Here is a 25,349-nt window from a genome sequence, read left to right on the forward strand (position 1 = left end):
TAATGCCTCCTATGGAACGGACGTAGTGACGGAAGCCCGGGTGAATTGCTCAGTGAGAATGCGCCTCTGTCCACTCGTGGCGGGAGCCGCCAGCGCGCACAACGGCACCCAGGCGAGCATCAGGAGTGCCGGAACGTGCAAGGCAATGAGCAGACCCGCAGCACCGATGCCCGCGAGTAGGAGTGTCCCGGCGGCGTCGCGCACAGTCATGACGGCCGTTAGCACGAGCACGTCGGACATCTTGAAATTGAACAGAGCGATGATTGTGCCCGCGCGTCCAACGCCCAGCCCGGCGGACGCAAGCACGATGAGGACGGCCACACGTAGTCCGCCTCCCACCCCGGCGGCGGATCCCGCCAGTCCCACCGCCAATACGACGGCGAGCGCCGCCAACGGGCCGAACTGGGCGATCGACCCGGCCCATCCGCGCCACAGTGCGGCGATGCGGCGCCGGGCGGAGGGATCGTAGGTCCACCCCGATCGGGTGACGGCGTAAACGACTGCCGGCAGGGCGGTTAGCGCCAGCACCCAGGTCAGTACTAGAACCAGCAGCGACCAGACAGAACTCCCATCGAGCGTGAGCATGCCTACCGCCGCCGGAATTGCGAGCGGCAGCGAGCCCACGCCGAGGGCGGCCGCCTGGTAGACCACCGAACTGATCCGCACCAGTGGGGAGTCGAAGGGATCGTCCGGGACATCGGAACCTTCCCCGGTCGCGACGAGTCCCGACGATGGGCGGGTGCGGGCGCCCCGCGATGGGGTGCCCGCACCCGGGTGACGGTCAGCCATTGTTCTCCACGTAGGTGGCGCGCGCCGCGTTGAGGATGTCCATGTAGGAGGTCACGCCCTTGGCCTCACATTCGGTGACGTAGGTGTCCCACTCGGCCAGGTCGCGCCTTCCTGTGATGAACTTCAGCGTCTCCTGCATGACGTAGTCCTGCAACGGAGTGATCAGGAGCGTTGCCTGCTCGCGCTGGGTCTCATCCAACGGAGCCGGCGGATCGATGGGCCTCTGCGTGTGCGTGGCTGCCATCTCCTCCTGCCAGGCAAGTTCCTTGTCCAGCATCATTGAGTGCAGCAGTTCAGTGGTGCCGCCGTAGGCGAAGACGCCTCCGGAGAAGCCGTACTCGACGCGCAGGTCTTTGTCGCCGGCCGGGTTCAGACCGTTGTAGTTGATGTCATCGACCAGCGTGCGGGTGCCATCTGCGTCCTTGTTGTAGGTAACCCCTTCCACACCCCACTTGGCGAATTCTTCGCCCTCGTCGGAGTACCACAGCCAGTCGATGAACTGCATCATGGCCACGAAGTTCGGGTCGTCGGCGGCCTTGGAGGAGATCATGATGCCGTTCTCCAGGCGGGTGCCACCGATCAGCGCGCCGGCGGGGCCGGCCGGCTGGAGAATCTTGACGACCTCGAAGTTGCCCTCTCCGAGGGTCTCCTTCATCGTCGTCTCGTAGGTGACGTCGTACTGGGAGTTGGTTCCGATGGCGATCGACTTGCCGGTGGTGAAGGTGTTGACGGCCGTGTCCTCGTCCTGGGTGAAGGAGTCCGGGTCGAGTACGCCGGCGTCGACCATGCCGCGCAGCATGGTGACCATGGCCTTGTAGTTGTCGGAGGTGCCGCAGAAGATGAACGACTGCGAGTCCTCGTCCCACTCGGCCATGGTGGTCATGCCCCAGGAACCGCCGGACTGGGTGCCGTAGGAGACCGCTGCAAGGTTGAGCATGCTGAGCCCCTCGAAACGATCGGAGATGCCCTTCATGTCCGGGTGGCGCTCCTGCACCTTAGAAATCACGTCCTGCAGTTCCTCCCACGTGGTGGGCAGCTCCAGTCCCTGTTCGTCGAGGAGATCCTTGCGGATTTCGAAGGTGTAGTCGGGCCAGATCTCCTCGTGCAGGCCGGGAAGAACATAGATGGAGCCGTCGGCCTGGCGCAGCGTGTCCAGCTCCTCGTCAAGCTGCCATTCTTCAACCTTCTTGCGGAAGTTGGGCATAAGGTCGAAGTAGTCGGACACCGCCAGGACCGCCCCGGAGGAGACGAAGGCGGACTCCTGGCCGGGGTACGTCTTGGGAAGGATGAGCGGCGCATCGCCGGAGGAGATCAGCAGAGAGCGCTTCTGCTCGTAGTCGGACATGGGCACGATCGTCATGTCGAGTGTGACATTGGTGCGGTTGGTGATCTCCTCCAGCAGCATCCAGTCGGCCTTATAGGGGTAGTTGGGGTGATCGGAGAACAGGCAACTGAAGGTCAGCGGCTCGGTCGCCTTGAAGCTGGTATCGGCGGCGAAGTCATCCATGGCGGCGGCCGTATTGGTCACGCCCTGCGCCGCATCGCCGGAGTCGGAACCGGAGCCACAGGCCGCCAGTGCGGCGGCTGCCGCCGTGCTCAGAAGCAGGGCGCCGGCCCGACGGCGGGTGATGGGGTGGGAGAAGAGACTGGGGCTCATCGCTGAGTGCCTTTCTAATGGTGTCGGCCATGATCGGCCGGATGGTGGGTCGGATTGGGAGGAGTGGTGGATGGATGGGTGGGCGCCGCTGCCGTTGCCGGCCGCGCCCCCGGTCGACGCCTTTGTGGGCTCTTGTCAGCCCTTGACGGACCCAAGGGTGACGCCGGTGACGAAGTACTTCTGCACAAAGGGGTAGACGCAGAGGATCGGCAGCGAGGTGAGCACCATGGTCACCGATCTGAGGTTGGAGGAAATCTGGGTCTGGTCGGCGGTTCCTCCTCCGAGGGAGTCGGAGGTGGTCACTCCCGCGAGCATGTTTCGCAGGTAGATGGTTACCGGGAACAGGTTCTTGTCGTCGAAGTACAGGAAGGCCCCGAACCAGGCGTTCCAGTTGGCGACCGCATAGAAGAGGAACATGGTGGCGATGATCGCCTTGGACAACGGCAGCACAATGCGGAAGAGGATTCCGTAGGTACCCAACCCGTCGAGCTCGCCGGCCTCCTCCAGTTCATGCGGCAGCCCCTCGAAGAAGGACTTCATGACCAGCAGGTTGAACACGTTGATCGCATTGGGCAGCACGACCGCCCAGATCGTGTTCTTCATTCCCAGGTTGGTAATCAGAATGTAGTTCGGGATCAGACCACCGTTGAAGAACATGGTGAATACGGCGAAGCCGACCAGCGCATTGCGGCCCTTCAGGTCCTTCTTGGACAGTACGTAGGCGAACGCAGTGGTGAAGACCAGCGAGATGAAGGTGGCGACGACCGTGTACACGATGGTGTTCCGATAGCCGGTCCAGAAGGCGGAGTCCCCAAGCACCACTTTGTAGGTAGTGACGTTGAATCCCTTGGGGATGAGGTTCACCTCCCCGGCAGAGATGGCCGCCTCGCTTGAGAAGGACTTGGCCACGACGTTCAGGAACGGGAACAGCGTCACGAATATGACGCCCAGGAGTATGACCGTGTTGAGCAGGCGGAAGGCCCGGTAGCTGCGCGAATCGTATTTGGCGTTTTGAACAGGCATATCCAATCACCACAGACTCGTCTTGGCGAACTTGCGGGACGCGAAGTTGGCGGCCATGACCATGATCAGCCCGATCAATGACTCGAACAGGCCGATGGCTGCCGCATAGCTGAAGTTGGACGACTGCAGGCCCACCCGGTACAGGTAGGTGGAGATGACATCGCCGGTCTCATAGGTCAGCGGGTTGTAGATCAGCAGGATCTTCTCAAAGCCCACCGCCAGGAAGGAGCCGACGTTGAGAATCAGTAGCGTGACGATAGTGGACCGAATTCCCGGCAGCGTGATGTGCCAGGTCTGCTGCCAGCGGTTGGCGCCGTCGATCTGGGCAGCCTCATACAAGGAGTCATCAATGGTGGTGAGCGCCGCCAGATACAGGATCGTCCCCCAGCCAACGGTCTGCCACACGTCGGAGATGACGTAGATGGGCACGAACGCCTTGGCCGTTTGAATGAAGTTGACCGCCTGACCGCCCAAGGCGGTGATCAGGCTGTTGATCGGGCCGTCCACCGCGACGACTTCCATGATGATCCCCGCAATGATGACCATCGAGAGGAAGTGTGGCAGGTATGAAACGGTCTGAACGATCTTCTTGAACCAGACTCGGCGGACCTCGTTCAGGAGCAGGGCCAGGATGATCGGTGCCGGGAAGGAGACCAGCAGTGTCGAGAAACCGATGACCACCGTGTTACGGAACACCCGCCAGAAGGTGGGGTCCGCGATGAACATCTTGACATATTTCAGCCCCACCCATTCCTCGCCGTACATGGAACCGCCGGGCACGAATCGGCGGAAGGCAATGACGTTGCCGACCATCGGTGCGTACCGGAAGAGGATGAACCAGATCACCGGGATAACCACGAGGGTATAGAGCTGCCAGTCGCCTCGACGACTGCTCCTGCGCCTGCCGGGTCGTCCCGTACCCCTGCGGGTTCGCTTACTGAAGGCCGAAGCTGTAGGCATGGAGGGCGCGCGGCGCCCGGTTGCCCGGGGCACGCTCGGCGCTGTATCCACTGCTTCTGCCACGACACATCACCTCCTTGTGACTTTACGGCTTGCGAACGTTTTCGCGTCACCGTTCGCTAGCGACGACCTTAGAGTAACGTCGCGAGTCACTCTCGTCAAGGATTTGTCTTGCCGTACACGAAAATTGGATCGGCGAAAACGGTGGGATGATAGACCTGCTCTCACCCACCCGCGCGAATTGCCGTAAATTGCCTAACGACAAGACTATTAGGCCGGCTAGGCCGCGCAGAGCTCGCGGATCCACGTGAGCTGACGGCGCAGATAGTAGAACTCGCCGCTCTCATGCCCGTTGTCCGGGTAGATCTCCACCTCTGTCGGGCCGGCGTATGCCGCCAGCGCCTGTTGACCGCCCAAGGGTGGACAGCAGGTATCGCGCAACCCCAGCCCCCAAAGCGACGGGGCCTGGGCACGCCGCGCATGGTTGACGCCGTCGACGTAGGCCAGGGTGCGGAAGACCACCTCACGCTCGGCTCGCCGCACCGACAGGTATCGGACCAGTTCCGCGTAGGGCTCGCCCTGCGCAGACTGATAGACGGCCGGAATGTCGCAAAGAAAGGGGACGGATACGGTCACTCCGCGCAGGTCGGACACCAGTCCGGCAACGGCAAGAGCAACGCCGCCCCCCTGAGAGTTTCCCATCACGATCACGCGCTCGGCGTCGACGTCCGGCAGTTTGCGTACCGCATCCACGGCGCGCACCGCGTCCACGATGAGGCGGCGGTAATAGTACGTTTCGGGCGCGGAGATGCCACGGGTGACAACGCCGGGCGCTTCGGGGGCGCCGTCGTGGAGATCCGGCGTGTCCCCACCGCTCCCATATCCGCACCCCTGCCCGCGTACGTCAAGCAGCAGGTGTGCCATACCCGCGGCCGCTACGTGGGGATTCTCGCCCGGCAGTCCACGCCCGCGGCCGTAGCCCGGAATCTGAACCACGCAGGGTAGCGGTTCATCGTCGCACCTTGCCGGCCGGGACAGCCACGCCTTCACCCGCTGCCCGCCGAACCCCCTGAAGGAGATGTCCCAGTAGCGCAGCTCCGAGAGGGGCTGCTCCACGGCGACGCGTTCAGTCGTCCTCGCCTCGGGATCGAAGCTGCGCGCCTCACCCAACGTCCGCGCCCAGAAACGATCGAAGTCATCTGGTTCCGATACGACTGAAGGCGGAAGCGGGCCGAGTTGCGGGGGCAAAGTAGCCATGCACATCCTCCCTTGAGGTGCGGCAGCCACACCGGTGCGGCGCGCAGCCGCATTTCGAGGTCTTTCGCACGTTTTCGTGCGATCGCGAGTGTAAGCTGCAACTCCTGCTCAGGACAAGGTCACCGGCACGGACCAATGGCAGAAACATCGGTACAGGGGCAGGGGCAAGGACACTACGCTTGCTGGAACAACACTTGTACCACCGGCTTCTACCCGCGCCGGTGTGGGGCGACCCGAGAATGGAGGACACTGTGACTCCGCGCGAACGCGTCACGCTTGACACCATAGCTGCAGCCGCTCAGGTCTCGCGCGCAACCGTGTCCAAGGCGATCAATGGCCGTCAGGACGTCTCTGCGCGTACACGTCGACAGATCCTTGACCTGGCCGAACAACTCGGCTATGAGGCGCCTACATCCGCAGAGCGGAGTTCCCCGACGATCACAATCGTCTTCGATTCTCTCGATACGTACTACACCAACCGCGTGCTCGCCGGGGCGGTAGCGGCAGCGCACGATCATGGCGCCATTCTTGATGTCCGCTCCTTCAATGACCGTCGAGAGGCCGCGTCCGACTCCTGGGTGCGACGGATCGTGGCAGAAGGTCATTTAGCACTGATCGTTGTCACCATGGAACTGTCTGATGCGCAGATCGACGCGGTGCATACACTCCAGCTGCCTGCGATCACCGTGGACCCGGCTCAAGAAACCCCCGACGGGGTGCTTGAGATCTCCTCGACCAACTGGAACGGCGGCATGGCCGCCACCCAGCACCTGCTCGCACTGGGGCACCAGCGCATAGCCTTCGTCGCCGGCCCGGAGCGCTCGCTACCGGCCAGGGAACGCCTGCTCGGTTTCCGTTCCGCCATGATGGATGCCGGCCTCGACGTGGATCCCACACTCATCCTTGGGAACAGCTTCACTTATGCCAATGGGCTGCGCGCGGGGCTGACCCTGCTCGATATCGCGCCGGAAAGCCGTCCCACCGCCGTCATGTGCGCCTGCGACGTCTCCGCAATAGGCGTATATGAGGCTGCCCGTCAGCACGGACTGTCCGTTCCCGACGAACTCAGTGTTGTCGGCTATGACGACACTTTCCTTGCCGAGTGCGCCGCTCCCCCGCTCACAACCGTTCACCAGGCGCTGGAGACGATGGGGGCGCGGGCAGTCGAGGCGTCCCTAGACCTCGCCGAAGACTCCACAGGAACCAAGACCAAGCGAACGATCGGCTCGGTCAAGATTCCTACGCGCCTGGTCGAGCGCGCCTCGACGGCGCCGCCGCGGGTGTAGCGGATCGTCGCGAGTTGGCGCGACGAGCCTAGAACCGCGAGCACCACCAGCCTCCCCTGTGAGCAACAAGGCGAGTCACCCCCCACCATTGCATTTGTTTCTGCGACACGCCTAAACTTTCGTCGCAAGGGAAGCCACCCAGCGCACTGCCCGCGCCCCCGCCAAAGGCGCCGGGCACATCCGAAGAGGACCACCATGAAGCTCGCATTCGGCTGCGACCCCAACGCCACAGCACTCAAACACCTGCTGATCACCGAGGCGTCCGCCCTCGGCCATGAGATCATCGACTACCCCTCTGACGACCCCATCTATGCCAATGTCGCTATCCGAGTCGCCCAGGACGTCGCCGCTGGTTTGGCGGACCGCGGGATATTGTTGTGCGGAACGGGCATCGGTGTCTCAATCGCCGCCAACAAGGTTGCCGGAGCCTACTGTGCCTGTATCAGCGACGCCTACCAGGCTCAGCGCGCGGCCCGATCCAATGACGCGAACCTCGTCTCGATGGGGGCACAGGTCGTCGGTCCCGAGACGGCCAAACTCCTTCTGCGCGAGTACCTCGACGGCGTCTTCGACCCCGCCGGTAGGTCCGCCCCCAAGGTCGACCGTATTCGCGATTACGAGGCAAGTAGAGCCTGAGGCCTCGCGCTGCAACGTGGTCGGGAGCCGCATGCAAAGCATCAGTTACCCGGCTCCCGGCCCACGCCCGCGGCCCGCGCTCACATTCCGAGCCCCGACGCCCTGGCATTCGCTTCGATCAGGGTCATCCAGGCGTCGATCCTGGCGAGCGAACGGTCCGAGACCACGAGCTCGGGCGTGTTCAGGTGCCCGTGAAGCGCTTCCGGCTCGCAGAACTGGACTACGTCGTTACCTGCGGCTGCCAGAGAGGCCGCCAGCGTCTGCCCGCTCGCCCTCAGGCCGTCCAGCTCCGAATTGAGGACATAGACCGGGGGGAGCCCACTCAGGTCGCCGTCGCCGGGGAAGGCGTAGGGCTCCTCCATCCGGTCCTCCGTCCCCACGAAGTTGAGATTCATCAGGTGGACCCGCAACGGCGAGTAACGCTGCTCGAAGGGGATGCGAAGGTATTTGTTACGCAATTCCGGCGTCATCGGCGGCAGCACCGAGTGGGCCGTCGGGTACACCAGCGGAATGCCGGCGGGCAACTGGCCGCCCTCGTCGCGAAGACGTTGCGCCGCGGACAGCGCCACACTCGCGCCAGCACTCGCCCCTCCCAGATACCAGACGGAGGTCACACCAGCGAGACTCGGCAGCGCCGCACAAACGTCGACAACCTCATCGATCGGGACAGGGAAGCGAATGCCCGCGGCCGCCCTCGGAGGCCATGGCCACTCATCACCCGCTGGGATGTGCTCCGCAAGGGAATAGTCCACAACGGCGACTGTGCATCCCCTGCGCGAGAGGTGTCCGGCAACACTCATCGCCTCCGGCATGTTGATCGCCCCACGGATGTAAGCGGAACCATGGAGCCAGACCACTACTGGCTCACTAGGAATGCCGCTGTCCGGAGTCCACAGCCGCACGGTAACCTCGCCATGACGCGTCGGAACCGCGGTGTCACGCCACTGCACTCCTCCGCCCCGCCGAGCCGGCCCGCTTACCTCTGTACTCATAGTGCCAATGTCCTCTTCCTACCGCTTCTGGCTACCAGCCCCGCAGGACCCGGAGCGAGTGTGCGGCTGGGCGCATGCAGACCTCTGCCGCACCACGCCCAGCCGTGCTCGCCATCACGAGCCGGTCTCCCCCTCTCTCGCGCGGAGCAGGCTCCCGACGGCAGCGGCACACATCCCGAAGGAGACGGCCCCGGGGTCCGGATGCCCAATAGACCTCTCGGCGAGCGGACGTGCCCTTCCCCTTCGTGGTGACAGGACTCTCGTCTCCTCGGCTGCACGGCACGCCTCGGACGCGGCCGCGCTCCAAGCGTCACTCAATGATGCCTGCGCATCGATTTCGAGACGCAGGCGGTCCCGGAACGGAACTGCCGCGTCTATGACCGTCTTGTCCCCGAGCTCGGCCTTTCCCAGATCGGTCATCGCCAGGACGAAACGCTCCACAGCGGCTGCCACATCCGCGGGCACAACCGTGACCTCGTTGCCGAGCCCGGCCCCCAGCGCTCTAAGCGCAGCACCCCACAGGACACCCGAGGTGCCGCCGGCGTGCTCCGCCCACGCGTCGCCGGCGCTTGCGAGCACGCCGGCGGCGCCCCATCCCGTTGCGAGGGCCGCCGTAGCCGCGTCTACGGCGCAGTCGACTCCGCGAACCATACCGCGGCCGTGGTCGCCGTCGCCGGCCACCTGGTCGATGCGGCCCAGTTCGTCCTCCCGCTCGTGCAGCACCGCCTGCATGGCCCGCAGGCAGTCGACAACCAGAGCGCCGACGACGCGCGAATCCTCCGATCCCAAGGGCGACTCGACGTCGGGTTCTGAATAGAAATACTCGACGGCTTCCTCATCGGCGGTTGCGGATGCGGCCGTCCCCTCAAGCACACCGCGCCGGAAGGCAGGAGTGTCGGCCGGTGCCAGCCACAGGGCCTCCAACTCATCATCCAGCCAGCACAGCGTGAGTGACACCCCGGCCATGTCAAGGCTCGTCACGAGTTCCCCGACCTCGGGCGCGACTACCTCCAGACCCGCCTCCCGCAACAGGGCCGCTACATGACCCCACAAGAGGAAGAGTTCCTCGTACTTCGTTGAGCCAAGGCCGTTGAGTATCGCGGCGACCCGTGTTCCCGATCCTGCCGGACGTTCCGAGAGCAGGCGCCCCACGAGGAGCGCGGCCAGCTCGTCAGCGGGCATCCAGTCGATATCCTCCAGCCCCGGCTCCCCATGGATCCCCAGGCCGAGGCCCATCTTGCCCTCGGGCACGGTGAAGTGGGGCTCCCGGGCGCCGGGGAAGGTGCAACCCGCGAAGGCCACCCCGAGGGAGAAGGTCGCGGCGTTGGCCCTCAGCCCCAACCGGACCACCTCGTCGAGATCGTCACCGCGCTCCGCCGCCGCACCCAGAATCTTGAACACCACGAAGTCCCCAGCAATCCCGCGCCGCTTCGAGGACTGTGCGGGCGGCGCGGAGGCGATGTCATCGGTGATGACCAGCTGTCGGGTCTCAATTCCCTCCGCGGTGAGTCGCTCTCCCGCGAGACCGAAGTTCATGACGTCGCCCGCGTAGTTGCCGTAGCTGATGACCACCCCTGCCCCGGAGCTGGCAGCCCGCGCCACCGAGTACGCCTGTACGGTGGACGGCGAGGTGAAGAGATTGCCGATGACAGCGCCGTCCCCCATTCCGGGGCCGACGACGCCGGCGAAGGCCGGATAGTGGCCGGAACCACCGCCATAGATGACGGCCACTTTTGGCTTCATCGAACGTCGACGTCTCACGACACCACCCGGAACAAGACGGAGTCGGTCGGAGTGCAGGTCGACGAATCCCCGGGTCGCATCCTCGGTGAAATCGGCTGGGCTGTTGTAAATCATGGTCATGCCGTTGTCCTCCCCTCGGCGCCGAGCACCCGATCGGCGTCCCAAACGCAGATACGTCCGTCCCCTAATTCGGCAAGCGGTCCGGGGATCCAGGTATCCTCCGGGCGCTCATTCCCAACCAGATCCATGGAAAGGCACACCGGGGAGCCGTCGGGGGCGGTGAAGGGCAGCCCGGCCATGCGCACGTGTCCAAGGTCCTGCGCACTCACCGGAGCGAGGCCGGGGAGCGAGCCGTCCTCGGGCAGGTCGATGACCACACTGACGCGCCCGTCACCGTCGGTCTCGACCCGGGCGGCACCGTCGGGCACCCGCACAGGGCGTTCCTCAAGCGAGTAGCCCCGGGCGCCGCCGAGGTAGACGTTGTCCCGAATGACAACGACCTGACGCACGTCGTTGTAACGGCGGTGGTCGCCAGCCTCCGCACGGACCTGAGCGAGGTAATCACTCCACTTCGAGGGGCACCCGTCGTAGGCGACCGTGCCATGCCCGTACACACTCAATGCCGGACGTGGCGTGACATAGGCCGGGGCCTGAGTCCCGGGCCCGAAGACATTGCCGATGAAGCGGTCATCACCTCCGAATACGACCGAGACACCGGCGACCTTCGTCGAGTGGGGCAGGTGATACGGCGTGGATCGGTCGGGGACAGTCTCGACTCTGACGGTGCCGAGCACGAGGTTCGCCACGTAGGCGCCGCCCTGACTGAGTATCTCGATCGATGCGGGGGAGGCGAGGACGTTCGAGTCCACAACGTAAGGGCCGTGACTGACCTCGATGAAGAGGTCGCGGGAGTTATCGTGCAGCACGTTGCGGGCGACCCTGGTACCCTGCGTCTCCCAGTCGAGCCAGATGCCGAGGGAGCACCCGTGCACGTGGTTGTGGGTGATGCTCGTGTCGATCGCGGCATGCAACTTGATGCCCGCGATCTCATGACCGTAGAAGGCCCGGCGCGCAGAGATCGTGTGAATCTCATTGTCCTCAATCGTGGAGAAGGCACAACCCATGTGTCCTACGACGGCGTTCTGCCCGCAGTCGTGAATGAGATTGCGCCGAACGACGTGGGAGCCGACCTTCTCTCTGGACCACCCGAGTTCGAGCCCGGCGAAGACCGACTCCAACTGATACTGGTAGCCCGAGCGGTCCCCCCTCGTGGTGGAGTAGTTGTCTCCTGTGGAGCCCTCCTTGCCCAGCGAGACGGCCGCGCACTTGGCGTCGTGAATGTGGTTGTCCTCAATGATCCAGCCTCTGGCCCAGTTGGGGCCGATCAGACCGGGCTGGTCGCCGGTTGGCGGCGCCCACGGGGTCGCAGCGTGCGCCAACTCAAAACCGCGCACGGTGATGTAGTCGATCTGGTGATTGCGCGGAAAGAACACCGAGCGGCGGACATTCGCCTCGATGAGCGCCTCACGTGGGCTGCGACCCGCGAGGTTCACCATGATCGTCGTCGTGGTGTCATCGACGACGGCAAGCCAGGTGCCGGGCACCGGCCCGCCGGCGGGGGCCACCTGCACCCCGGTCCAGTCATCGACGATCTCGGGCAGCGCGGGGGGTCGGCGCAGTTCTTCGCGGTCGCGAACTTCCCTCAGTGCCGTACCGTCTAGATACACCTCACCCAGGTGCTGAGGGGCGTCCGCCCCCACGGGGCGCACCAACCAGTCGCCTGCGATCACCTCCCGGTAGGGGTTGAAGTCGCCGAACAAGGAGTTGTCTAGAGCCGTGGACCACAGACCGTCCTCGATCTCCTCCCATTCGTTCAGTTCCTCGGAGCCCTTGATGACGACATGCTCTCCAGGCGCGGCTGTGTATGTGATGCGGCGCAGTTCATCACGTCCACCGCGCTGCGGGTCAACCCACTCGCGGTAGGTGCCTTCGTGAACAATGACGGTGTCACCCGGAAGGGCTCTACGGGCGGCCTCCGAGATGGTAAGGAGCGGCTCCTGTGCCGTCCCCGGAGCAAGGTCCGATCCCTGTTTTCGGACATGTATATCCATGATTGAGTCGTGTTCCTTTGCTTTGAGGTCTTGTCAGGATGCTGTCATTCAGTTCCCGCTGAGGGCTCCGCCGTGCAGGAAGACCGCCAGAGCCGAGTCGTCCTGAGCCGCCAAGCCCGCCTTCATAGCGGTGCGATAGAGATTCTCAGCAGCGCCCGCTACGGGCGTGGGCAGGTGAGCGGCCCGATTTAGATCACCGACTATGCCCATGTCCTTGTCGATGATGTCGAGACGGGACCGCAGTTCCACCGGCGCTCCCCGCAACTGCTCGGCCATACGCGGACCGCGGTCACCGAGCATGAAAGAGGCGGCCGCCCCCTGCATGAACACCTCTACGCATCGGCGCGGATCGAGGCCGAGACTCGCCGCCATGGCCAGTGCCTCCGCCGCGGCCGCGGTGTGAATGCCGCACAGCAGCTGGTTCACGGCCTTCATGTTCTGGCCGGCTCCAACAGGACCCGTTTCAACCAGGGTCTCACCCAACGCGGTGAGCGTCGGGCGGCCGGCCGCGAGCGCCTCCTGCGAGCCCCCAATCATGATGAGCAGAGTGCCGTCACCCGCGCGGACCGCCCCTCCGGAGACCGGGGCGTCGACGGTGAGAACACCGCCTTCCGCGAGCCTGGCAGCCACGTCCACAACGCAGGCCGCACCCACGGTGGAAGTGATGACGACGACTGCCCCTTCGCGCAGGCCGGAGGCGGCTCCCCGCGCCCCGAACAGGACTTCATCGATCTGGTCTGCTGACCTCACCGCGATGACGGCGACGTCAGCGCCCTGGACTGCCTCGGCCGCGGACACGGCAGGCAGGACCCCGGCACACGCAGCGAGTTCGCGGCGCGGTTCAAAGGGGTCATAGCCGACTACGCCCCCGGGGGCGACTGCGGCGAGGCGGGTTGCCATGGGCAGCCCCATGGCTCCCAGGCCGAGGACGGCTGTGCGGTTTGCCGTAGTGGTTTCCGTCATGGTGGCTCCCTTTCAGATCTCATTCAGCGCGACAGCCAGCATCCGGCGGATGTAGCGCATGTTCTCCGCGGATACAGTCAGGCCGTCGCCGCCATAGTTCTCCACGCACATCGGGCCGTCGAAGCCGGCGTCAATGGCGATCTGGATCGCCTCGCGGTAATTCGCCGTGCCGAATGCCATGGGGGCGGGCACCGTGGTTACGTGCCCCTCGGCGTTTACATCGCGCGAATAGCTCTTCATGTGCCAGTAGTTGGCGTATGGCATGCACTTCTCAACACTGACGAGGAAGTCCTCAATGGGCCGGTGCAGGCGGTAGAGGTTGCCCAGATCGGGGTTCAGGCCGACGCCGCTCATCCCGATATCGGTGACGAGCCTGACCGCGGAATCGGCGGTGCCGAGCAGGGTGTCCTCGTACATCTCCAGGGACAGCAGCAGGCCCAGGCTCACGGCGTGTTCGCCGAGCTCGCGCAGGCGGGTGACGGCTCGGTGCCAGTTGTCCGGATCACGGGAGTCAACGGGACCCGGCTGAGTCCAGAACCACAGGGCGTGGGCCTGGGCACCGAGGAGAGGACGGTGCAGGCCGACGGAGACAATCTCGGAGCCGAGAAAGGCCGCCGCGTCAATGACCCGATGCGAGTATTCGAGATTGTCCTCCCACCCGACGGGATCGATGACGGAACGGCGGATCGCGGAGATCGCCGATGGGGCGAGCCCGTACTCCTTGAGGAGCCCCTTGAGGAGAGCCAGGCGCTCCCGACTGAGGTCTCCGACACGGACCCAGTTATCGGTGAGATCGACGGCCGTGAACCCCTCGAAGCGGACCTGGGCGAGCTGCTTGCGCCAGGTGTACTCGTCGGCGTCCTGGGAGTCCGGGAAGGGAAGCATGGCAGCGGCGATAGGCCAGTTGGCGGAGGTGCGTTTGCCGGTGTAGGTCATGGGAAGTCTTTCTGGATTTGATGGAGAAGCCGGCTGGAACCGGTGCTACTTGCCGAATCCAGCCGTCATGCCGGCGATCAGCTGACGGCGACCGAGCACATAGAGGGTGAGGATAGGCAGAGCTGACAGCACGATGGCTGCCATCATGGCGGGCACGTTGATCGTCAACTCGCCCTGAAAGGTCCACAAGGCCAAGGGCAGCACCCTGCTCTGGGGCGACTGAGTCAGCACGAGCGGGAACAGGAAGTTGTTCCAGACATTGACGCCGTTGTAGATCGCGGTCGTCGAGAGAGCCGGAACGCACAACGGCAGCACCAGCCTGCTGAGGATCTGCCACTCGGTCGCCCCGTCCAGGCGCATCGACTCGAACAACTCGCTCGGGATATCCCTGAGGTAGTTGGTGAAGATGAGCACCGTGACCGGGATGGCGAAGGCGGTGGACGGCAGGATTACGGCCAGGAGCGTGTCGTACAGGCGCATCCGCGTGATCATGTAGAAGATCGGGATGATCGCCGACTGGGCCGGGATCGCCAGGCCGAGCAGAAAGACCCCCAGGGATCGCTTAGCGATCGCCCGCCTGCTGCGCACGATGGCGTAGGCGGCCATGAGCCCGACGGCTATGGTCAGGCCGACGGCGCCGACGGTCACGATGATCGAGTTGAGGAAGAACCGTGCGAAGCCCTTCTCGAACACCGCCGCATAGTTCTCCAGTGTCGGGTTGCTCGGCGGCACAAGCGCCCCGTCGGTGAAGAAGTTCTGCTGCGTGCGCAGTGAGGTGACGACCACCCAGTAGATCGGCACGACGACGACAAGAAGCCAGAGGACCGCACCTAGGCCACCGGGGATGTTCACCCGAGGCCCGCTGCGCCGACGTGCTGCCCGTCCTACGATCCCAGAGGCCCGGGGCAAGTCAATGGCGCCCATCAGATTCCCTCCTGCTGGCTTTCCATCCGGGTGAAGCCCGTTATTTTCGTCAGTGTCAGAGACAGGATCAGGCCCAGCATCGCAAGCAGCGTGGCGATGGCGCTGGCACGCCCCATGTCTGCCGCCTGGAAGCCCGTGAGATACATGTGCAGCGGCAGGATCCGGGTGGCATAACCCGGTCCGCCCGATGTCAGCACGAATATGAGGTCAAAGTAGGTCAGTGAGCCTACTAGCATCAGGGTCGACGAGGTGACGATTGTGTACTTCAACTGTGGCAGCGTGATCTGGAAGAACATCCGTAATCCGCCGGCACCGTCGCACGAGGCCGCCTCGTAAAGGGACTTCGGGATCTGCCGCGCACCCGCCTGGTAAAGCAACGTGTGCAGCGGCACGAAGTGCCACGCGATGATGAAGACCACAACCGCAAGAACGGTCTCCCTGTCCCCGAGCCAGTTTCTGCTCAACGGTCCGAGCCGCTCCATGGCGGTCATGCCGAAGTTCGGGTCGAGCAGGTTCTTGAAGGTCAGGCCGACTGCTGCCGAGGAGAGCAAAAGAGGCAGGAAGTAGACGGTTGTTACGACGGCCCGCGTGCGGCCCGCCTGGGCAGCCCAGACGCCAAGCAGCAGGCTTAGTGGCGTCTGGACGGCCCAGGACCCGACCATCACTATTAGGCTGAGCTTGATCGTGGTCCAAGTGACCGGATCGGTCAGCACGGCACGCCAGTTCGTCAGTCCCGTCAGTTGCGGTGAACCAAGGCCGTCCCACTTGGTCAGGGATAGAATTACCGCGCCGAACAGGGGGATGATCGCGAAGACGAGGAATAAGACAAGGGCCGGGACGATGAACCACGGGCTGGGGCCAGTCTTGGTCCTTGCCCGCACGCCGTCGGAGTTGTCTGAAACGCTCACGAGCAGCCTCACTTGCCCACGGTGGCGGTCATCGTGTCAACGAATTCCTGAGGGGTGATCTCAAGGAGGAACAGTTGGTCAAGCGCCGTGTTGAGGGCTTCACCCTGTACCGGCGTGAGCGCCTGGTCCAGGGACAGCTGGAACGCAGGCGCCTCATTGACCATTTCAAAGACGTAGGAGGCAAAGGGATCCTCCGCGGCGGCAAGCTTGTCGCCCGCGGATACGGCACCCGGTACCGAGGCGCGGCCAATGATCTCCTCGACGTATTGGTCGTTCATGACCTGTTCGTCGAGGAACCGGATGGCGATATCCTTGGCAGCATCGGTCGAGGCACTGGTGACGTACCAGTACGCCGAGGGGTTACCTGTGACGTCCTTCGGGTCGCCCTTGCCCCCTTCGACCGCTGGGAAGGCGAAGTAGCCCAGGTTGCCCGACTCGACGAACTCCGGCGAAGCCTGGGCGATGTTGGAGTAGGCGTTGGACAGCATGACGAGCATCGCCGCCTTCCCGGTATAGAGCAGGGCATCGGCTGCGCCGCTCTCATAGGAGGTTGCAGAGGCGTCGGAGGCGAATGCGCCGGCCTCTACGAGCTCTTGGATCTTCCGTGCCGCTTCGAGCACAGCCGGGTCGGACCAGCCGTCGGCCTGGTCCGCCTCGATCTTGGCAAAGACCTCCGGCCCACCGATGCGGTCTACCAGGTAGGCGAGATACGGAAGGTGGGTCCACTTGCTCTGGCCGGCCAGAGCAATAGGAGTGAAGTTCGCACTCTTGGCCTGCTCGACGACGTTGAGCAACTCGCTCCAGGTCTGCGGGACCTCGGCACCGATCGCGGAGAACACCTCCTTGTTGTAAAGCACGACCACGGGCTGCATGTTGCCGATCGGGACGCCGTAAAGCTCGCCATCGATGGTGGCCGCCCCGAGGGTCGCCTCGAGGTAGCGCTCCGCGATGCCGGCGTGCTCGCTGCCCGCAAGTTGCGTTATGGAATCGACTAGGCCCTGTTCCACGTAATCGCGCAGGCCGCCACCGCCCCACCCATATATGAGGGTTGGCGCCTGATCGGCGCCAAGGGCGACGCGAACCTTGTCCTTGTACCCGTTGTCGGGCATGACCTGCAGGTCGATCCGCTCCTCCGGGTGCGCCTCGTTCCACCGGTCGACGGCGGCGATGTATGAGTCCGACTGGGAGCTCTGGATTGCCCAAGCACTGGCGGCGAAGTCACCCGCCCCGCCAGCATCTGAGGAGTTGGGGCCGGAGGACCCGCAGGCGACCAGTGCGGACGTCATTGCCGCGGAACTGACAACGATGCCAGATGCCTTGAGCAGACCGCGGCGTGAAAGCGTGTAATGACCACGAACACTCATCTTCGAGCCTTTCGTACCAAAAGTTTCGGCCGACTGCCAAAACTTTGACGTGTTCAGCGTAGCGTTCCCCCTGATGATCCGCAAGTGCCTCACCCCATGTGATGAAGTCGTCATCGCAGCCACCGCGCGTAGCTCACGTTGCACCGTGTTTCCCTACCCGAAGCGGACGGGAGAGGGGACGTGCTCCAGCTCCTCGCGTTTGAAGGCATGAGGCTGGCGAGTGGTGGTTGATGCGCACGTCCCGGTACACGTTGCTGACGAATGGCGACGGGACGGGCCCCGCCTGATGACTCGCCGACTGGTCGCCGAGGCGCCGCTTGACGTCCCCGCCGACCCGAACGCGACCAACCACTCCCGCCCGGCCCCAGCCACGACGCCCACAAACGCGGACGGCCGGTTCTCCCGGTCCCCTACCATGCGGGCATGCGGTTACAACATCACACCGACCGCTGAAAGGCACCCCCATGAACAACCCGCCAGCCGCGAGCCGCACCCTGCTTGCGGACGTCGCCGCACGGGCCGGCGTCTCACTCGCGACCGCTTCAAAAGTCGCCAACGGCCGCCCCGAGGTCTCCCCAGCCACCCGTGCTCGCGTCGAGGCCGCCATAAAAGAACTCGGCTACGTCACACGCGTGCACCACCCCGAAGAGACGCCCCCGTCCATCTCGTTCATGGCCGACGTAATCGAGAGCGCCTACGCCATGACGATCCTCAAGGGGGCCCGCGACGCCGCCGAGGCTCACAGCGTCGATCTAGTCATAGAGCGCACCCACACCTCCGCGGAAAGGACCTCCCCAGTCCCCCAGTCGGATCTCAACCATCGACTGCTGTCACGCAATCGCTCGGGCGCCGTCGTTCTTACCGCGAGTCTCGACTCCGACACAGTAGCCGGCATTGAAAGCGCCCGGCTGCCGATCGTCGTCATCGACCCACTGGACTCCTCCCATCCGGAGATCGTCTCCGTGGGCGCGACCAACTGGCTCGGCGGGCACAGCGCCGCGGAACACCTGCTTGGGCTCGGTCATACCCGTCTGGCCATCCTTACCGGGCCTGTCGCCTCCCTGAGCGGTACAGCCCGCCTTGACGGTTTCCTGTCTGCCTGTAGCCGCCGTGGACTCACCCCCGAGCCCGATCTCATCCGGCATGGCCCCTTCACGCAGGCAACCGGTTACCAAGTCGCCCGGGAGTGGCTGTCCCTCGGCCCGAGACGCCCGACGGCGATCACTGCAGGCTCCGACCTCCAGGCCATCGGCGTCATGCAGGCAGCCAACGATCTCGGCCTACGCATCCCGGAGAACCTCAGCCTCGTCTCCTACGACGACACCTTCATCACCACGCTCACCACTCCGCACCTCACCGCCGTGCGGCAGCCCCTGGAGGAGATGGGACGCAGAGCGGTGGAAACCGTCCTCCTTATGAAAGACGACGGCCAACCCGAGGCTCACCATATCGAGATCGCGACCACGCTGTCTGAGCGCGCCTCGACGGCGCCGCCGCGGGGATAGCGGCGACGCCGTCGCAGCCGGTCGGAGAGCCCCTACCGGCAGTGCCCTTAGCGCGAGTCAGTCCCCCTGCTGCGATGCTGCCACGATGGCTGCCGCCGCATCGTAGGCGGCACGCACCTGCGGCTGCGGCTCGGCGGTCAGGTGCTCGACCGGGCCGAGTTCCCATACGGGCGGCTCCTCACCGCCGGCAAGCACCCAGGCGGCCTGCTTGGCGGCGCCGTTGGCAACATACTCGCCGGGCTCGGGCACATCCACCGGAACGGCGAGCACGGCGGGGGCGAGCTCGCGGGCACAGGCCCACTTCACTCCCCCACCCACGAGCGTGACGGCGTCGACCTCGACCCCCTGGCCGCGCACGGCGTCGACGCACGCCCCCATCAGGCACAGCAGTCCCTCGACGGCGGCGCGCGCGTAGTTCGCAGGGGTCAGCGAGGCCAGCGTCATGCCGGTGAGCATGCCCGTGGCCTCGGGCAGGTTCGGGGTGCGCTCACCCTCCAGGTAGGGCACGTGCACCAGCCCGGCGGCACCGGGCTCGGCGGACAGTGCGAGCCGGTCGAACTCGTCGTAGGAGACTCCCAGCACCTGCTTGGCGGCGTCCAGAATGCGCGCGGCGTTGAGCGTGCAGGCCAGCGGCAGGAAGGCGCCGGTGGCGTCGGCGAAGCCGGTGACCAACCCGGAGGCGTCATGGGTGGGAGTGGCGGAGACGGCGGCGACCACGCCGGAGGTGCCCAGGGAGACACTGGTGGCGCCGGGGCGCAGGCCCAGTCCGAGGGCGGCGCCGGCGTTGTCGCCGCAGCCGGGACCGAGCACCAGATGGGTCAGGTCCCGAGCCTTCCCCGTCGGAGTGGTGAAGGCGCCGCCGCGGGCGGCCTCCTCGTGTGGGCCGACGACGTGGGGCAATACGATGTCGGCGACCTCGGCCTCGCTGCGGTGCAGGGCGAGCGCGAGCAGGTCGCGGCGGTAGCTGTTGGCCACGGAGTCGAAGTAGCCCGTGCCGGAGGCGTCGGAGCGGTCGGTGACGAGGGTGTCCAGCGAGGCGGCGCCGGACAGCTTCCAGGTGAGCCAGTCGTGCGGCAGGCAGATGGCCGCGATGCGGGCGGCATTCTCGGGCTCGTGGTCGGCCAGCCAGCGCAGCTTGGTGATGGTCAGGGAGGCCACGAGCACCGAGCCGACGGCGTCGGCCCAGGCCTTGGCCCCGGCGGCTTCGTCGCCGTCGCCGAGCTCGCGGATCAGATCGCGGGCGGCGCCGGCGCTGCGGGTGTCGTTCCACAGCAGGGCGGGGCGGATGACCTCACCGTCGGCATCGAGCACCACCATGCCGTGCTGCTGCCCGCCAACGCTCAGGGCGGCGACGTCATCGAGCCCGCCGACGGCGTCGATCACTTCGTTGAGTGCGGTCCACCAGTGATCGGGGTGGACTTCCGAGCCGTCCGGATGGGAGGCCTTGGCCTCACGCACGAGGGCGCCGGTGGCGGCGTCGCGGACGACGAGCTTGCAGGACTGCGTCGAGGAGTCGACGCCGGCGACGAGGGCCATAAGAGTTCCTTCCACGTTGAAGGCGTTTGGATTTCGAGGGGACGAACTAAAGCGTAGTCATGTAGTCGTATGGTGAAGCGGGACGTTGTCGAGGTGGAGGGTCGTCTTCGGCGCGGAGACCGACCGGCGCTGGGGCGGCACCGCCTTGGCACCGCCCCATCGCCGCTCCGGTTCAACTGATGAGGTGCTGGACGGCCTTCTCGTAGAGGTCGACGAAGTGGTAGTCGCGGGCGGCGGCCGCCTCGGCGTCGAAGTCCTCATAGGCGGAGCGGTCGGCGAGCAGATCGGCGATCGTCTCCCCCTCGGCGAGGGTCGGCTCGGCCAGCTCGTAGATGCCGGAGAGCTTGAGCGCCTCCTGCACCTCCGGGTCGGCGCGGAAGGCACGGGCCTTCTCCGCCAGCTGGATGTACATCTCCATGTTGGCGGCCGCGGACTCCCACACACCCTCAATGCCGTCGGTGCGCGAGGGCTTGTAGTCGAAGTGGATCGGCCCGTCGTAGCGCGGGCCGCCGCTGGGGAAGCCATTGACCAGCAGGTCGACGGTGAAGAAGGCGCTGAGCAGGTCGCCGTGACCGAAGACCAGGTCCTGGTCGTACTTCAGGCCCTTCTGACCATTGAGGTCGATGTGGAAGAGCTTGCCGGCGTTCAGCGCCTGTGCCAGGGCGTGGGTGTAGTTCAGACCCGCCATCTGCTCGTGGCCGACCTCGGGGTTCAGACCGACGATGTCGCCGTTGTCCAGCTCGGCGATCAGGGCCAGGGCGTGGCCGACGGTGGGCAGGAAGATGTCACCGCGGGGCTCGTTCGGCTTGGGCTCCAGGCCGATGCGCAGGTTGTAGCCCTGGTCCTTGATGTACTGCGCGACGGTGTCCAGACCCTCCTTGTAGCGGTCGAAGACGGCGCCCAGGTCCTTGGAGGAGTCATACTCGGCGCCCTCGCGGCCGCCCCACATGACGAAGGTGGTGGCGCCCAACTCGGCGGCCAGGTCCACGTTGCGCAGGATCTTGCGCAGCCCGAAGCGGCGGATGGAGCGGTCGTTGTTGGTCAGACCACCGTCCTTGAAGATCGGGTGGGTGAAGGTGTTAGTGGTGACCATCTCGATGGTCAGGCCCGTGGCGTCCACCGTGTCCTTGAGCTTGCCGACGATCTTCGCGCGCTCGGCATCGGTGGCGTCGAAGGGGAAGACGTCGTTGTCGTGGAAGGTGATGCCCCAGGCGCCCAGCTCGGCGAGCTTCTCGGCGTACTCCCAGGGCTTCAAGGCGGTGCGGGTGGTGTCGCCGAAGGGGTCGGCGGCCAGCCAGCCGACGGTCCACAGACCGAATGAGAACTTGTCTTCCTTGGTGGGCTTACGAACCATGGTTCCTCCTCGAGCCGGATTTTGTTCGCTCACGCAACTATGCCACGGGTGTGCGGTATGGTCAAGGCGTGTCTCAAGCCCGCACGACGTCAGCGTCGCCGTCCCTCGCCCCCCGTACCCAGGCATCCGCAGCCACTGTCTCCGCCCGGCAGTCCACCCTGCGGACGGCAAACCTGGCCCTGTTGGCCGGGCACGTCTTCGCCGCCCCCAAGCCGGTATCGCGCGCCGACGTCGCCGCCATGACCGGCATGACCCGCTCAACCGCCTCGCGGTTGGCCGACGACCTGGTGGCGGCCGGCATCCTGACCGAGCTGGACCCCTCCCCGGCCTCCGGGCCCGGCCGTCCGGCAGTGCCACTGGCCCCGGCGCGGGGCACCTTCGTGGCTATCGGCCTGGAGGTGAACGTGTCGCGGATGGCGGTACGCGCGATTGACCTGTCCGGCCAGGTGCTGGCGGAGCGGGTAGTGCTGGATGACTTTGAGGCCTCCGATCCCGCAGAGGTCCTGCCCCGACTGGCAAGGCTGACCCGCGATGTGCTGAGTCTCGACGCCGTACGGCGGGCCCGCAAGGTGGGCGCCGCCATCGCCCTCCCCGGCTTGGTCTCGCACGAGACGCTGCTGCGCGCCCCCAACCTGGGATGGGAGCGGATCGATCCGCGCCCATTCCTGACCGACGTCCTCCAGCCGGACGGCCTGGTGCTGCGCCTGGGCAACGAGGCCAACTTCGGCGCTCTGACCGCGGGACGCGAACGACCCGCGGCGCTGCATTCATCCCCCTCCTTCATCTACCTCTCCGGGGAGAACGGAATCGGGGCAGGAATTGTGCGCGACAATCGGGTCATGCTCGGGGTCTCGGGCTTCGCCGGCGAGGTGGGACATATCCAGGTGGACCCGACCGGCCCGCTGTGCACCTGCGGCAACCGCGGCTGCGTTGAACGCTACGCCGGCCGCCGGCTCATTCTGGCCGCCGCCGGTTTGGAGGCAACGGCCGGGCCACAGGAGTTGGTGGCGGCCTGGGAGGCGGAGGCGCCGGCCGCACGTCGGGCCGTCACCGATGCCGCCCGGGCGCTCGGCGTCGGACTGAGCGCCGCCATCAACGTCTTGGACATTCCCACGGTGATCCTGGGCGGCCACCTCGCCCCACTGGCCGACATCCTGCGTCCCGAGTTGGAGGCGGAGCTGCGCCAGCGGGTGCTGTCCTCTCGCTGGTCGGTGCCCGAGGTGATCACCACCTCGCAGGATCAGACGCCGGCGGTCACCGGCGCGGCCTGGTCCCTGTTGGAGGAGGTCGTCGCCGACCCGGTCGCCTGGATGTGAGGCGCTGCCCTCCACGCGCCACACACCCCTGGTGCCCCGTGCGCCACGAACACGCGTTCACGCCTCGAACACGAGTTTTAGAGGTATGCATGCGCCCAGCACCCGCAAACCTCCAAAACTCGTGTACTTGAGGCGAAAGCGTGTTTCAGACGGCCGTCCGTCAGCGCTGCACCCGGGCGCCGCCCCCGGCGGCGAGACGCAGAACCTCGGCCTTGGTGGCCATGCTCGTATCGCCGGGCGTGGTCATCGCCAGGGCGCCGTGAGCCGCGCCGTACTCGACCGCGGTGGCCAGGTCGCCGGTGTCGATGAGCCCATAGATCAGCCCGGAGGCGAAGGAGTCGCCGCCGCCGACGCGGTCGAGGATCTCCAGCCCCGGCCGCTGGGTGGAGCGCACGAAACCGTCCTGCCGCGACCAGGCGATCGCCGACCAGTCGTTGACCGTGGCGGTACGCACCTGGCGCAGGGTAGTGGCGGCGACCTTGAAGTTGTCGAAGTCGGCAGTGACCCGCTCGATCATGCGCTCGAAGGCGGTGGTGTCCAGCTTGGACAGGTTGGCGTCCACGCCCTCCACCTCGTAACCGAGGGAGGCGGTGAAGTCCTCCTCGTTACCGATCATGACGTCCACCAGGCACGCCAGGCGCCGATTGACCTCCTGGGCCCGCTCAATGCCACCGATCCCCTTCCACAGGGAGGGCCGGTAGTTCAGGTCGTAGGAGACGATCGTGCCGTGGCGGCGGGCGGCACTCATGGCGGCCTGGGCGACCTCGGCCGCTGACTCGGACAGAGCGGCGAAAATGCCGCCGGTGTGCAGCCAGCGCACCCCGAGGGTGCCGAACAGGTACTCGAAGTCGACGTCGTCGGCCCGCAGTTGGGCGATGGCGGTGTTCCCGCGGTCGGACACGCCGACGGCGCCCCGCACCCCGAAGCCGCGCTCGGTGAAGTTCAACCCGTTGCGGACGGTACGGCCGATGCCGTCGTACGGCGCCCAGGTGATCATGGGGTCGACGCCGCCGGCCAGGATCATGCCCTCGATCAGGTGGCCGACCTCGTTGTCCGCGAGCGCGGTGACCACGCCGGCGCGCAGGCCGAAGCAGCGGGACAGGCCGCGGGCGACGTTGTACTCGCCGCCGCCCTCCCACGCCTCGAAGCGTCGGGCGGTGCGCACCCGCCCCTCGCCCGGATCCAGGCGCAGCATCACCTCGCCCAGGGAGACGACGTCGTAGCGGCACTCCTCGGCGGGGCGCAGGGTCACCGGCCCGGTGGCAGTCGTTTCGCTGACGGCGCTCATCGGCCGCACTCCTTCGCGATGGCAATGGCCTGGGCGGACAGGCGGGTGATCTGCTCCCAGTCGCCCGCGGCGACCAGGTCCTTGTTCACCATCCAGGAGCCGCCGCAGGCGCGGATCACGTCGACAGACAGGTAGTCGGCCAGGTTGTCGGCGTTGACGCCGCCGGTGGGCACGAAGCCCAAGCCGGGGAACGCGGCGGAAAGCGCCTTGATTGCGGGCACGCCGCCGTTGACCGAGGCCGGGAAGAACTTGACGGTGTCGATGCCGAGCTCGAGGGCGGCCATGATCCAGGAGGCGTCCGAGCAGGCGGGCAGCGAGAGGACACCGGCGTCCTGGGTGGCGCGCACGACGTCGGCGCTGAATCCTGGCGACACGATGTACTTCGCGCCGGCGGCGACGGCGGCTTCGACCTGCGCGGTGTTGATGACGGTTCCGGCCCCGACGCTGAGGCCCTCGACCTCCTGCATGGCGCGGATGGCGTCGGCGCCCGCGGCGGTGCGGAAGGTTACCTCCGCCGTGGTGATGCCACCGGCGACCAGCGCCTTGCCGACGTTCACGCCGTCCTCGGCGGAGTCGACGACGACGACCGGCACCACCGGGTTGGCGGCCAGCAGCGCGGCGAGCGACGACTGGGCGGCGGTATCGTCTCGGGCGGGTGTTTCAATCGTTCCTGTCATTACATCTACCTCTCTGCACCCGCTGATCCGTAGGCGCGTGGTTGAGATTGGTTCCGGCACGTAACTTATGCCGATCTCGGCATATTACTCGCGCCGGTCTCGGCCGCCATGGCGGCCGACCTCT

21 protein-coding genes are annotated in these 25,349 nt (G+C 65.8%); 4 read left to right on the plus strand and 17 right to left on the minus strand.

Annotated elements, in window-relative coordinates; translation table 11 throughout:
* Nucleotides 1-9: 9 nt before the first annotated feature.
* The 5 genes from DRB06_RS15380 to DRB06_RS15400 all read right to left on the minus strand — a co-directional run bounded on the left by DRB06_RS15380 (nucleotide 10) and on the right by DRB06_RS15400 (nucleotide 5,686).
* Nucleotides 10-789, minus strand: coding sequence for a hypothetical protein (locus tag DRB06_RS15380; protein WP_111820424.1), 780 nt, complete (start codon nucleotides 787-789; stop codon nucleotides 10-12).
* Complete coding sequence (locus DRB06_RS15385) at nucleotides 782-2,446, minus strand: extracellular solute-binding protein (protein ID WP_073329827.1); 1,665 nt, start codon at nucleotides 2,444-2,446, stop codon at nucleotides 782-784. The genes DRB06_RS15380 and DRB06_RS15385 overlap by 8 nt, the downstream gene beginning before the upstream one ends.
* Nucleotides 2,447-2,581: 135 nt before the next feature.
* The gene (locus tag DRB06_RS15390; RefSeq protein WP_073329830.1) at nucleotides 2,582-3,469 is read right to left on the minus strand and encodes a carbohydrate ABC transporter permease; all 888 of its coding nucleotides are present in this window, start codon (nucleotides 3,467-3,469) and stop codon (nucleotides 2,582-2,584) included.
* Nucleotides 3,470-3,475: 6 nt separating this feature from the next.
* On the minus strand, nucleotides 3,476-4,315 hold the full coding sequence (locus DRB06_RS15395) for a sugar ABC transporter permease (RefSeq protein ID WP_220093038.1): 840 nt from the start codon (nucleotides 4,313-4,315) through the stop codon (nucleotides 3,476-3,478).
* Between the two features lie 393 nt (nucleotides 4,316-4,708).
* Nucleotides 4,709-5,686 carry an acetylxylan esterase gene (locus tag DRB06_RS15400; RefSeq protein ID WP_220093039.1) on the minus strand — a complete coding sequence of 326 codons (978 nt, stop codon included), beginning with the start codon at nucleotides 5,684-5,686 and terminating at the stop codon, nucleotides 4,709-4,711.
* Between the two features lie 251 nt (nucleotides 5,687-5,937).
* Here DRB06_RS15400 and DRB06_RS15405 point away from each other — a divergent pair, with 251 nt between their 5' ends.
* Together DRB06_RS15405 and DRB06_RS15410 are read left to right on the plus strand one after the other, a co-directional pair.
* Nucleotides 5,938-6,972, plus strand: coding sequence for a LacI family DNA-binding transcriptional regulator (locus DRB06_RS15405; RefSeq protein WP_159097623.1), 1,035 nt, complete (start codon nucleotides 5,938-5,940; stop codon nucleotides 6,970-6,972).
* A gap of 195 nt (nucleotides 6,973-7,167) precedes the next feature.
* Nucleotides 7,168-7,608 carry an RpiB/LacA/LacB family sugar-phosphate isomerase gene (locus DRB06_RS15410; protein ID WP_108965984.1) on the plus strand — a complete coding sequence of 147 codons (441 nt, stop codon included), beginning with the start codon at nucleotides 7,168-7,170 and terminating at the stop codon, nucleotides 7,606-7,608.
* Between the two features lie 80 nt (nucleotides 7,609-7,688).
* Here the strand turns inward: DRB06_RS15410 and DRB06_RS15415 are convergent, their stop codons facing one another.
* The 8 genes from DRB06_RS15415 to DRB06_RS15450 form a co-directional block, all read right to left on the minus strand.
* Nucleotides 7,689-8,600: an alpha/beta hydrolase gene (locus DRB06_RS15415; RefSeq protein ID WP_083565722.1), complete on the minus strand. Its 912-nt coding sequence runs from the start codon at nucleotides 8,598-8,600 to the stop codon at nucleotides 7,689-7,691.
* Between the two features lie 114 nt (nucleotides 8,601-8,714).
* Nucleotides 8,715-10,463 carry a dihydroxyacetone kinase family protein gene (locus DRB06_RS15420; RefSeq protein WP_108965977.1) on the minus strand — a complete coding sequence of 583 codons (1,749 nt, stop codon included), beginning with the start codon at nucleotides 10,461-10,463 and terminating at the stop codon, nucleotides 8,715-8,717.
* Nucleotides 10,460-12,454 (minus strand): right-handed parallel beta-helix repeat-containing protein, encoded by a 1,995-nt coding sequence (locus DRB06_RS15425; protein WP_073329846.1) that lies wholly within the window; start codon nucleotides 12,452-12,454, stop codon nucleotides 10,460-10,462. Before DRB06_RS15425 ends, DRB06_RS15420 begins: the two co-directional genes overlap by 4 nt.
* Before the next feature lie 48 nt (nucleotides 12,455-12,502).
* Entirely contained in the window at nucleotides 12,503-13,417 is a 915-nt protein-coding gene (locus DRB06_RS15430) for an NAD(P)-dependent oxidoreductase (protein ID WP_073329849.1), read from the minus strand.
* A 12-nt stretch (nucleotides 13,418-13,429) separates the two neighbouring features.
* On the minus strand, nucleotides 13,430-14,353 hold the full coding sequence (locus DRB06_RS15435) for a sugar phosphate isomerase/epimerase (protein WP_073329851.1): 924 nt from the start codon (nucleotides 14,351-14,353) through the stop codon (nucleotides 13,430-13,432).
* 45 nt (nucleotides 14,354-14,398) lie between these two features.
* Nucleotides 14,399-15,154, minus strand: a complete 756-nt coding sequence (locus tag DRB06_RS15440; RefSeq protein WP_258522295.1) for a carbohydrate ABC transporter permease — start codon at nucleotides 15,152-15,154, stop codon at nucleotides 14,399-14,401.
* A 122-nt stretch (nucleotides 15,155-15,276) separates the two neighbouring features.
* Nucleotides 15,277-16,185 (minus strand): carbohydrate ABC transporter permease, encoded by a 909-nt coding sequence (locus tag DRB06_RS15445; protein ID WP_108969469.1) that lies wholly within the window; start codon nucleotides 16,183-16,185, stop codon nucleotides 15,277-15,279.
* Nucleotides 16,186-16,193: 8 nt separating this feature from the next.
* Entirely contained in the window at nucleotides 16,194-17,471 is a 1,278-nt protein-coding gene (locus tag DRB06_RS15450; RefSeq protein ID WP_073329854.1) for an extracellular solute-binding protein, read from the minus strand.
* Nucleotides 17,472-18,013: 542 nt separating this feature from the next.
* On the opposite strand from DRB06_RS15450, the gene DRB06_RS15455 reads away from it, so the two are divergent.
* Complete coding sequence (locus DRB06_RS15455) at nucleotides 18,014-19,054, plus strand: LacI family DNA-binding transcriptional regulator (RefSeq protein ID WP_111820426.1); 1,041 nt, start codon at nucleotides 18,014-18,016, stop codon at nucleotides 19,052-19,054.
* Nucleotides 19,055-19,111: 57 nt separating this feature from the next.
* Here DRB06_RS15455 and DRB06_RS15460 read toward each other — a convergent pair whose 3' ends face one another.
* On the minus strand, nucleotides 19,112-20,590 hold the full coding sequence (locus DRB06_RS15460; protein ID WP_111820427.1) for a xylulokinase: 1,479 nt from the start codon (nucleotides 20,588-20,590) through the stop codon (nucleotides 19,112-19,114).
* 172 nt (nucleotides 20,591-20,762) lie between these two features.
* Nucleotides 20,763-21,944: a xylose isomerase gene (xylA, locus tag DRB06_RS15465; RefSeq protein ID WP_111820428.1), complete on the minus strand. Its 1,182-nt coding sequence runs from the start codon at nucleotides 21,942-21,944 to the stop codon at nucleotides 20,763-20,765.
* Nucleotides 21,945-22,012: 68 nt separating this feature from the next.
* Between xylA and DRB06_RS15470 the strand changes: the two genes are divergently transcribed.
* Nucleotides 22,013-23,260 (plus strand): ROK family protein, encoded by a 1,248-nt coding sequence (locus DRB06_RS15470; RefSeq protein ID WP_234416061.1) that lies wholly within the window; start codon nucleotides 22,013-22,015, stop codon nucleotides 23,258-23,260.
* Nucleotides 23,261-23,420: 160 nt separating this feature from the next.
* Here the strand turns inward: DRB06_RS15470 and DRB06_RS15475 are convergent, their stop codons facing one another.
* A complete protein-coding gene (locus DRB06_RS15475; RefSeq protein WP_111820429.1) occupies nucleotides 23,421-24,548 on the minus strand; it encodes a sugar kinase in 1,128 nt (375 codons plus the stop codon).
* Complete coding sequence (eda, locus tag DRB06_RS15480) at nucleotides 24,545-25,225, minus strand: bifunctional 4-hydroxy-2-oxoglutarate aldolase/2-dehydro-3-deoxy-phosphogluconate aldolase (protein ID WP_111820430.1); 681 nt, start codon at nucleotides 25,223-25,225, stop codon at nucleotides 24,545-24,547. The genes DRB06_RS15475 and eda overlap by 4 nt, the downstream gene beginning before the upstream one ends.
* Nucleotides 25,226-25,349 lie beyond the last annotated feature (124 nt).

This window comes from Actinomyces sp. Z5 (genome assembly GCF_003287795.1).
In the GTDB taxonomy this organism is placed as follows: Bacteria; Actinomycetota; Actinomycetes; order Actinomycetales; family Actinomycetaceae; genus Actinomyces; species Actinomyces glycerinitolerans.